8 protein-coding genes are annotated in these 9,256 nt (G+C 62.8%); 4 read left to right on the top strand and 4 right to left on the bottom strand.

The genetic code is table 11. The features are described 5' to 3' along the window. Positions 1 to 80: 80 nt before the first annotated feature. Both K9857_RS28260 and K9857_RS28255 read right to left on the bottom strand, forming a co-directional pair. The gene (locus K9857_RS28260; protein WP_224541533.1) at positions 81 to 1,472 is read right to left on the bottom strand and encodes an FAD-dependent oxidoreductase; all 1,392 of its coding nucleotides are present in this window, start codon (positions 1,470 to 1,472) and stop codon (positions 81 to 83) included. A gap of 71 nt (positions 1,473 to 1,543) precedes the next feature. After that, entirely contained in the window at positions 1,544 to 2,869 is a 1,326-nt protein-coding gene (locus K9857_RS28255) for an MFS transporter (RefSeq protein ID WP_224541531.1), read from the bottom strand. 267 nt (positions 2,870 to 3,136) lie between these two features. On the opposite strand from K9857_RS28255, the gene K9857_RS28250 reads away from it, so the two are divergent. Further along, entirely contained in the window at positions 3,137 to 4,009 is an 873-nt protein-coding gene (locus K9857_RS28250; protein ID WP_224541529.1) for a LysR family transcriptional regulator, read from the top strand. 118 nt (positions 4,010 to 4,127) lie between these two features. On the opposite strand, the gene K9857_RS28245 is transcribed toward K9857_RS28250, so the two are convergent. Continuing rightward, positions 4,128 to 4,991 (bottom strand): LysR substrate-binding domain-containing protein, encoded by an 864-nt coding sequence (locus K9857_RS28245; RefSeq protein ID WP_224541528.1) that lies wholly within the window; start codon positions 4,989 to 4,991, stop codon positions 4,128 to 4,130. 109 nt (positions 4,992 to 5,100) lie between these two features. On the opposite strand from K9857_RS28245, the gene K9857_RS28240 reads away from it, so the two are divergent. The 3 genes from K9857_RS28240 to K9857_RS28230 all read left to right on the top strand — a co-directional run bounded on the left by K9857_RS28240 (position 5,101) and on the right by K9857_RS28230 (position 8,149). Further along, positions 5,101 to 6,210, top strand: coding sequence for a 2-aminoethylphosphonate--pyruvate transaminase (locus tag K9857_RS28240; RefSeq protein ID WP_224541526.1), 1,110 nt, complete (start codon positions 5,101 to 5,103; stop codon positions 6,208 to 6,210). A 152-nt stretch (positions 6,211 to 6,362) separates the two neighbouring features. After that, complete coding sequence (phnX, locus tag K9857_RS28235) at positions 6,363 to 7,190, top strand: phosphonoacetaldehyde hydrolase (protein ID WP_224541524.1); 828 nt, start codon at positions 6,363 to 6,365, stop codon at positions 7,188 to 7,190. 398 nt (positions 7,191 to 7,588) lie between these two features. Continuing rightward, the gene (locus tag K9857_RS28230) at positions 7,589 to 8,149 is read left to right on the top strand and encodes a cytochrome b (protein ID WP_224541523.1); all 561 of its coding nucleotides are present in this window, start codon (positions 7,589 to 7,591) and stop codon (positions 8,147 to 8,149) included. A gap of 125 nt (positions 8,150 to 8,274) precedes the next feature. On the opposite strand, the gene K9857_RS28225 is transcribed toward K9857_RS28230, so the two are convergent. Then, positions 8,275 to 9,195 (bottom strand): 1-aminocyclopropane-1-carboxylate deaminase/D-cysteine desulfhydrase, encoded by a 921-nt coding sequence (locus K9857_RS28225; RefSeq protein ID WP_224541521.1) that lies wholly within the window; start codon positions 9,193 to 9,195, stop codon positions 8,275 to 8,277. Between the last annotated feature and the right edge of the window lie 61 nt (positions 9,196 to 9,256).

Raw genomic sequence — 9,256 nt, 5'->3', positions numbered from 1 at the left:
CGGGGGCAAGCCCCCTCGCCACAAAGTCATCTATCCAGCTTCAAAACTTGCAGCTCGCAGCTTGAAACTTGCCGCTGCTTTTATCCTTTATCAGCCTTCCCCGCCGCCGCCGCAAACTTCGCCAACCGCACATCCAGATGCCGTGGCCTGCGCCCATGATCCTCCGCCCGCTCCTTGCGACGAATCGCATTGCGCACCATCAACGAACCCAAATAACGAATCGGCTCCGGCGGGAAAAACCCCAGCGGCCCATTCACCAGCGGCGAACGTGTCCACGGGTTGTCCAGCCCCTGAACCATCGACGCCAATATCTGCCCACCCATATGGCAAGGCCCGACGCCGCTGCCGGAATATCCAAACCCATAGAACACGTTGCCACTGGCACTCATCTGCCCGAAGAACGGTAGCCCCGTGACCGAGCGATCCGACGGCCCGTTCCACGTCGCCTCGACCTTGACGTCGGCAAACGCCGGGAAGAAGTCTGCCAGGCTGCTCTGCAACAGGCCGGCATAAGGCGACGGCTGGTCGAACACCGGCAACATGCGCCCACCATAGGCGAAGGTATTGCCGCCCTTGCCGAGCATGATCCGGCCGTCCGGCGTGTTGTGGTAGTAGTGCACGAAGATCCGCGAATCGAGCACCGTGACGCCGCTGGTCAAGCCGATTTCGTTGAGCAGATCCGGACGCGGTTCGGTGATCAGCATGTCGCTGGAAACAATCGCCACGCTGCGCTCGAACTGCGGGAAAGCCCGGGCCATCCAGGCGTTCATCGCCAGTACCACGCGATCGGCGCGAATGGTGCCGTTGGCGGTCTGAATCCCCGCCGGCTTGCCTTCTTCCAGCCCGGTCATCGCGGTGTGTTCATGAATCTTCACCCCCAATTGCAGGGCCACCCGGCGCAAACCGCGTACCAGTTTGCCCGGCTGCACACTGGCCGCCGCCCGAGAGAACCAGCCTTCCAGGTGCTTGCTGGAGCCGGCCATGCGCTGCACATCGGCCAGCGGCCTTTGTGTGAAAGAGTTGATGCCCTGGCGTTCCAGGGCGGCGATCACCGCGTCGGTCGAGCCGACCTGGGCACGGTTGGTCGCGGTGTAGAGGGTGCCGTCGAGTCGGTAATCGGCATCCACCCCGTACTGCTCGCAGAACGCGCCGATGGCGTGGATGCTGCGCTCGGACTCCTTGACCAGACGCACCGCTTCCTCGACGCCGAACAGGCGCTCGAGGGTGAAATATTTTGCCGACCAGGACAATGCGCAACCACCGTTGCGCCCGCTGGCTCCGGCGCCGCAGATATCGGCCTCAATCAGCCGCACGTCCAGTTCGGGGTTCTGCTGCTTGAGCATGATCGCGGTCCACAACCCGGTGTAGCCGCCGCCGACAATGCACACGTCGGCGCGAGCATCGCCTTGCAGTGGCGGGCAGCTGTCGGACGTTTCAGCCTTGAGGGCCTGGTCGAGCCAAAAAGGTCTCATGGGGGTCGATCTCCGGTCAGATAGCCACGCGCCAGCCTGCCGCACCCGCAGCAGGCGACGCGGGACGGGGTTCAGGTACGCAGGGGTTTTACGGTCATCGGCTGGTTAGGCACAAACGGATAATTGGTTTTCAGGCCACCGGGGCGGCTGTTCCAGTGCGGGATCAGCACCAGCGCGGAGAACATCGCGCAGCCGGCGAAAACGATGAACACGGTGACGGAGTCGAAATAGCCCGGCAGCAAACCGCCCAGGACCGCCCCGACCGAACCGCATCCGTTGACGAAGCCCGCCGCGGTGGCACCGGACTTGGCGGTGCCGAAATCGATCGCGGCCGCGCCGCTGATCATCGAGTCCGGTCCATACAGGGTCAGGCCCATGACGAACAGCAGTGCCACCACCAACGCCACGCTGCCGGTGTGCAGCGCGCCCATGAAAAACGCCAGCGACACGGTCAGTGCCAGCAGGCTGATCACGCACGCCGGCATCCTGCGCGCGCCGAAGATTTTGTCCGAGGCCAGCCCGATCAGGATCGGCCCGAGCAATCCGGCCAGCTCGAAGGCGGTCGGAATGATCGCCGCGCCCACCTTGCCCACCGAAGGCATCTGTTCGAAAACGATCACCGGGCCCCAGAGCAGAATCGCGTAGCGCGCAGGCTTCAACATGAAGTACGCCAGCCCCAGGACCAGCACCGTGCGATTGCGCAGTATGTCTTTCAATGGTGCCAGAAAGCTGGTTTTGCTTTGGGTGCGAGCTTCTTCCGCACTCAGTTCAGGTTCCGGCTCAACCGCTGGCAGGCCAACGTCTTCGGGTTTGTTGCGCTGAAAGATGAAGAACAGCACCGCCACCACACCGACCACCGCCGCGCTGGAAATGAACGCCGCGTGCCAGGAGCCGATCGCCGTATAGGCCCACCATCCGGCGAACGGCGATGCCACCAGGCCGCCGAACGCATAGCAGGAACTCCACAGCCCCAGCACCCGCCCGCGTTGCTGGGAGGGAAAGAAACTGCCGAGGTTCTTGCACAGCCCCGACCAGCCCGTGGACTGCGCCAGGCCCTGGATCAACATGCAGGTGGCGAAGATCGGCAAGGTCGCGAAGCTGCCCATCACCAGCGCTGCGGCCGCGGAAATCAGCAATCCGCCCAGCACCACCACTCGCGGGCCAAAGCGGTCGGCGAGGATGCCCCAGGTGAATTGGCCGACGGCGTAGGCGGTCAGGTAGATGGCGTCGAGGTTGGCCATGGCCATTTTGTCGAGCATGAACGTCGGGTCTTCGCCGATGCCGAGCTTGGCAACGGAAAACGCTTTGCGGGTGAAGTAGAAAGCGGCGTAGGCGAGCCAGGTGATCGCGAAGATCTGCACGCGCCAACGCTTGATGGTGCCGATGTGCTTGTTCATTGTGGTTCTGACCTCAGGGTGTGAGTGTGCCGGCAGAATTGGAAGAAAACGCCTGTGTTTTTATTGTTGAGCACTGCGATATCGCCCTGTCCCTGCGGCGGATACCGGTCAGATGAGTCCTGCGTACTGCACGCACAGTCTCATGGCACCCGAGCTGTTCGACTGGCCAGTCAGCGGGGCTGGAGAGGATGGAAACAATTACTGATTAATAAGTAAAATCGATTTATCGTATTTCAAAAATAAGCCCTGCTTGTTACTGGAGGTTCGATGTCGGTTTCCCATGCTCAGCTCAAGGCTTTCCACGCGGTGGCCGTGCACGGAAGCTTCACCAAAGCCGCCGAGCGGTTGTTCCTCACGCAGCCGGCGATCTCCGATCAGGTGCGCAAACTCGAAGAACGCTACGGGGTGCTGCTGTTTCACCGCAATAAACGCTCGGTACGCCTGACCGATCTGGGGGAGCGTCTGCTGGGCGTCACGCAGAAACTGTTTGTGATCGAAGCCGAGGCCCAGGAACTGTTGCAGGACTCCCAGGCCTTGCAGACCGGCAGCCTGATCCTGGCGGTGGATGCACCGGTGCACGTGCTGCCGCAGATCGCCCGGTTCTGCGAGCGTTATCCCGGCATCAGCGTGAAGATCGAAACCGGCAACACCGACGAATCGCTGTTCCGCCTGTTCAACTATCAGGCTGACCTTGCGTTGCTGGGCCGCGAGGTCAGCGACGAACGCCTGATCTCCCTGCCGCTGCGCAACGATCCGATGGTGGCGTTCGTGTCGCGCAATCACCCCTGGGCCGACCGCGAATCCATCTGCCTGGCGGATCTCGACGACACGCCGTTGGTGCTCAGGGAAATCGGCTCGGTGACGCGCCAGACGCTGGAAGAGGAAATGGCCGGCGCCGGGTTTCGCATCAGGCCGGCGATCCAGGTCGAAGGCCGGGAAGCGGCGCGCGAAGCGGTGGTGGTGGGGATTGGCGTGGGGGTGGTTTCGGCGGCCGAGTTCGGTGCGGATTCCAGGGTGTGTGCGTTGCCGATTACCGATTGCAAGCGGCGCTTGACCGAGACATTGGTGTGTTTGAGGGAGCAGAGTTCGCGGCGGATCGTGGCGACGTTTCTGGAGATGGTGCGCGAGAGTCTGGTGTAGGCAGGTCTGGCCTCTTCGCGGGCAAGCCCGCTCCCACAGGGTTATGTGTCGTTCAAAAAATTCATGTACACCAAAAAACCTGTGGGAGCGGGCTTGCCCGCGAAGGCCGCGACTCGGTCTACTTGCCAGGCACCAACCCGAAAAACGCCTGTATCAACCGCAAATCCCGCCGCCGCTCCATGCACCCCATCATGTGCCGGTTCACCAGCCCCTCGCCAATGATCGGCACCGCCGCCACCCGCGGGTCATGGCTGACTTCCACCGACGACACCACGCCCACCCCCAATTCCGCCGCCACCGCCTCGGTCACCGCTTCGCGGCTGTCCAGTTCCAGCAGCACCCGCGGGTTCACCTTGGCCTGAGCGCAGGCCTCGTCGAAGGTGCGCCGGGTGATCGAACTGGGCTCGCGCAACACCATGATCACCTGATCCAGCTCCTTGAGCGGCACGCCCTTGGTCTTGCGCGCCCACGGATGATTCTCCGGCACCAGTGCGCAAATCCGTGACTCGCTCAGGGCTTGCAGATGCAGGCCCTTGCGCGGCTCGACTTCGGTCAGCACCGCCACGTCGGCATGCTCGGACAGCAGCGCAGCCAGGGTTTCCTGAGCGTTGCCCAGACGCAGGTTCACGGTGATCCCCGGATACCGCGCACGCAGGCTCGCCAGCATCGGCATGACCATGTGCGGGCCGTCCGCCGCGACTTCCAGGCGACCGGTGAGCAACTGCCGGTTCGCCTCCAGCATCACCTGCGCTTCCTCGGCCAGACCGAACATCGCCCGGGTGATGGCCGCCAGCTTGGTGCCCTCTTCGGTCAATTCCACCCGGCGCGCGGTACGTCGCAACAGGGTGATCTGGTAGTGCTCCTCCAGCGCCTTGATGTGCCCGGTGACCGCCGGCTGGCTGATGAACAGGCGCGCGGCGGCGCGGGTGAAACTGCCCTCGCGGGCCACGGCATCGAAGGCACGCAGCTGAAACAGATTCATGAATAAGTCCTACTGATGGCTGGCATAACAACAAACAATTTGATTGATAACTCGGCAAATTGCAATTTAGGCACCAACGCTTCATCCCATCGATTGCGAGGACACGAGAATGAGTATTGCCGCCCCCATCCTGCTCACCCCCGGCCCGTTGACCACGTCCGCCCGCACCCGTCAGGCGATGATGGTTGACTGGGGTTCATGGGATGACCGCTTCAACCAACTGACCGCCAGCCTGTGCGAGCAACTGTTGGCGATCATCAACGGCGCCGCCAGCCATCACTGCGTCCCTCTGCAAGGCAGCGGCACCTTCGCCGTGGAAGCGGCGATCGGCACCCTGGTGCCCCGCGACGGCAAGGTCCTGGTGTTGATCAACGGCGCCTACGGCAAACGCCTGGCGAAAATCTGCGAAGTGCTGGGTCGCTCCTTCAGCACCTTCGAAACCGCCGAAGACGAACCGACCACCGCCGCCGACGTTGATCGCCTGCTGCGCGCCGATGCCGGTATCACCCACGTCGCGTTGATTCACTGCGAGACCAGCACCGGCATCCTCAACCCGCTGCCGGAAATCGCCCAGGTCATCCAGCAGCACGGCAAGCGTCTGATCATCGACGCCATGAGTTCCTTCGGCGCCCTGCCGGTCGATGCGCAAAAGATTCCGTTCGACGCGCTGATCGCCGCCTCCGGCAAATGCCTGGAAGGTGTACCGGGCATGGGCTTCGTGTTCGCCAACAAGGAATCCTTGGCCGCAGCCGCCGGCAACTCCCATTCCCTGGCGATGGACCTGTTCGACCAGCACGCCTACATGCTGAAAACCGGCCAATGGCGCTTCACCCCACCGACACATGTGGTCGCGGCGCTGCACGAAGCCTTGCTGCAATACAACGAAGAAGGCGGCCTGCCGGCACGGCATGCACGCTACGCCGCCAACTGTCAGGCGCTGATGGAAGAGATGGGCAAGCTGGGCCTGCGCAGCTTCCTGCCGGCCGCAATCCAGGCGCCGATCATCGCCACCTTCCACGCCCCGAAAGACCCGCGCTACCAGTTCAAGGAGTTCTACGAGCGGGTCAAGGCCAAGGGCTACATCCTCTACCCCGGCAAACTGACCCAGGTCGAAACCTTCCGCGTCGGCTGCATCGGCCACGTGCAGCCCGCCGAAATGCGCGAAGTCGTCGCGGCCATCGGCGAAGTGTTGCGCGAGATGGAAGTGCTCGAGATCTAAACGCCACCGCCTTTCCCTGTGGGAGCGGGCTTGCTCGCGAAGGCGGCGTGTCAGTCGGCATCAATTCTGAATGTCAGACCGCATTCACGAGCAAGCCCGCTCCCACCCAAAGCAGCTCCCCATTATCCAGTTGCCACAGGAATCTGATCACCATGAACTACACCAACCCAACCCAACTGCAAGCCGCCATCCTCGACTGGGCCGGCACCGTCGTCGACTTCGGCTCCTTCGCCCCTACCCAGATCTTCGTCGAAGCCTTCGCCGAGTTCGATGTGCAGGTTTCCATCGAAGAAGCCCGTGGCCCGATGGGCATGGGCAAGTGGGACCACATCCGTACCCTGTGCGACCTGCCGGAAGTCGCCGAGCGTTATCACAAGGTGTTCGGCCGCACGCCGACCGACGATGACGTCACCGCGATCTACCAGCGTTTCATGCCGCTGCAGATCGAAAAAATCGCCGAGCACTCGGCGCTGATCCCGGGCGCCCTGGACACCATCGCCAACCTGCGCCAGCAAGGAATCAAGATCGGCTCCTGCTCCGGCTACCCGAAACAGGTCATGGACAAGGTCGTTGAGCTGGCCGCCACCAACGGCTACGTGGCCGACCACGTGGTCGCCACCGATGAAGTGCCGAACGGTCGTCCATGGCCGGCCCAGGCCCTGGCCAACGTGATCGCCCTGGGCATCGACGATGTCGCCGCCTGCGTGAAGATCGACGACACCGTGCCGGGCATCCTCGAAGGTCGCCGCGCCGGCATGTGGACCGTGGCCCTCATCTGCTCGGGCAACGCCCTGGGCCTGGACTACGAAGGCTTCCGCGCCCTGGACAGCGCCACGCTGGACAGCGAGCGCAAGCGCATCCACACCCTCTTCGAAGCCTCGCGCCCTCACTACATGATCGACACCATCAGCGACCTGCCGGCCGTGATCGCCGACATCAACCAGCGCCTGGCCAAGGGCGAGATGCCACAGTCCAGCTGATCCCCCTCCCCTGCCACTGTAGGAGCGAGCTTGCTCGCGATGGTCGTCAACGATAACGCGGAAAACCTGATACCCCGCGGTGTCCTGGCGATCATCGCGAGCAAGCTCGCTCCTACAGAGGCACCCCATAACCTGTGGGAGCGAGCCTGCTCGCGATGGATGTCAACGATAACGCGGGCGACCTGATGCCCCGCGCTGTCCTGGCGTTCATCGCGAGCAGGCTCGCTCCCACAGGTCTGTCGCGTTTGACGGGGGATAATGCGTCTTCCTGTCAATTACCTGAACAGAGCCTTCAGCGTTAAACAGCCCAAGGCAAAGCCGTTGAAACAGGATTACAGTTAAAGCACACCGTCGACCAAGAACGGTGGCTCTAAACCGGACCTGTGAGGAAACGCGAAATGCCCTGGAAAAACTCCGAATCACGCTACAGCACCGTATCGATCACGCTGCACTGGTTGATGCTGGTCCTGCTCGCGCTGGTTTACGCCTGCATCGAACTGCGCGGAATGTTCCCCAAGGGTAGTGGTGGTCGAACCTTGATCGTGGAATCCCATTTCATGCTCGGCCTGACGGTGTTCGTCCTGGTCTGGCTACGCCTGTTCGCCCGCAGTTTCGGCCCCGCACCACAGATCTTCCCGGCCTCGCCGCAGTGGCAGACCGCGCTGGCCAAGCTGATGCACTGGGCGCTGTACCTGTTCATGATCGCCACGCCGATCCTCGGCTGGCTGACCACCAGCGCCAAGGGTAATCAGGTGATGTTCTACGGCGTCGACCTGCCGCTGCTGGTGGCAGAGGACAAGGACTTCGCCAAGCAGCTGCAGGAATGGCATGAACTGGCCGGCACCATCGGCTACTGGCTGATCGGCCTCCATGCCGTGGCGGGGCTGTATCACCATTATGTGGTCAGGGATAACACCCTGTTGCGGATGATGCCCAAGCGGGTGAATCGCGATTCCTGAACCTGACAACTATCCAATGTGGGAGCGGGCTTGCTCGCGAAGAGGCCGTGTCAGCCAACTTCTATGGAGACTGACACACCGCCTTCGCGAGCAAGCCCGCTCCCACATTGGATTTGTGGTGTTGTTTAGATTTGTGGAGTGAACCCCCGCCGCCCCTGCAAACCACCGGTATGCACAAAGACCAACCGCGTTCCCCGGGCAAACTTCCCCGCCTCGACCTGCTGCCTGAGCGCCAGCAGTGCCTTGCCGGTGTACAAGGGCTCCAGGGGAATGCCGCTGGAGCGTTCGGTCTGATCGATGAATTGGAGTAACGGCGCATCGACCTTGGCGAAACCACCCCGGCTGGCGTCCATCAGTTCATAAGCCGAACGAAGCGAGCCCGCCTCCTCCAGAATCCGCACTACCTGCTGCGCCACCCCATGGTCGTCAGGCACCGCCATTGCGCCGTAAACTGGCCGCTCACCGGCTTCGGCCAGCACCAATCCGGCAAGCGTGGTACCGGTGCCACAGGCCAGCCACCAGCCGTCGTAGTCGCTCCAGTTCAGCGCCTTCAGCTGATCCCGAACCATCGCCTTCAATTGAACGCAACCACGAGCGCCCGCGAGGCCGCCACCGCCTTCGGGCACGGGGTACAGCGTCGGATAACGAGCACGCCAAGGCTCCCAGAAACCCGCCGCATGCCGCGCCCGATAACCGCCGTAGCCGAGCCAGTGCAGCTCCATGCCGAACGCCTGCAAATCCTCGACCGTGGGCGTTTGTTGTGGATGGCCGCGCAGCAGGCCCACCGTGGCAAAACCAAAGCGTTTGCCCGCCGCGGCCAGTGCATGAAGGTGATTGGAGTGGGCACCACCCAGGCTGATGATGCCCTCGCAACCGGCTTGCTCGGCGGCCTCGAGGTGTTCGATCAGCTTGAACCATTTGTTGCCGCTGATCAGCGGGTCGATCAGGTCCATGCGCAGGATGGCGACTTGGATGTCGGTGAGCCAATCGAGGTGGAGGGGTTCGAGGGGGGCCTGGGGGAGCCAGTCGTTGGGAGGGAGAAGCATGATGCCGGCTCTGGGTGATGAGCCGGCATTTTAGCAGCCTTGAGGGCCTCTTCGCGGGCAA

The organism is Pseudomonas sp. REP124 (genome assembly GCF_020164475.1).
Classification (GTDB): domain Bacteria; phylum Pseudomonadota; class Gammaproteobacteria; order Pseudomonadales; family Pseudomonadaceae; genus Aquipseudomonas.
This window is presented reverse-complemented; position numbering and strand designations above follow the sequence as displayed.

Coding starts and splice junctions, on each gene's coding strand:
- K9857_RS28260 (WP_224541533.1), bottom strand. CDS start 1,472: ATGAGACCTTTTTGGCTCGACCAGGCCCTCAAGGCTGAAACGTCCGAC.
- K9857_RS28255 (WP_224541531.1), bottom strand. CDS start 2,869: ATGAACAAGCACATCGGCACCATCAAGCGTTGGCGCGTGCAGATCTTC.
- K9857_RS28250 (WP_224541529.1), top strand. CDS start 3,137: ATGTCGGTTTCCCATGCTCAGCTCAAGGCTTTCCACGCGGTGGCCGTG.
- K9857_RS28245 (WP_224541528.1), bottom strand. CDS start 4,991: ATGAATCTGTTTCAGCTGCGTGCCTTCGATGCCGTGGCCCGCGAGGGC.
- K9857_RS28240 (WP_224541526.1), top strand. CDS start 5,101: ATGAGTATTGCCGCCCCCATCCTGCTCACCCCCGGCCCGTTGACCACG.
- phnX (WP_224541524.1), top strand. CDS start 6,363: ATGAACTACACCAACCCAACCCAACTGCAAGCCGCCATCCTCGACTGG.
- K9857_RS28230 (WP_224541523.1), top strand. CDS start 7,589: ATGCCCTGGAAAAACTCCGAATCACGCTACAGCACCGTATCGATCACG.
- K9857_RS28225 (WP_224541521.1), bottom strand. CDS start 9,195: ATGCTTCTCCCTCCCAACGACTGGCTCCCCCAGGCCCCCCTCGAACCC.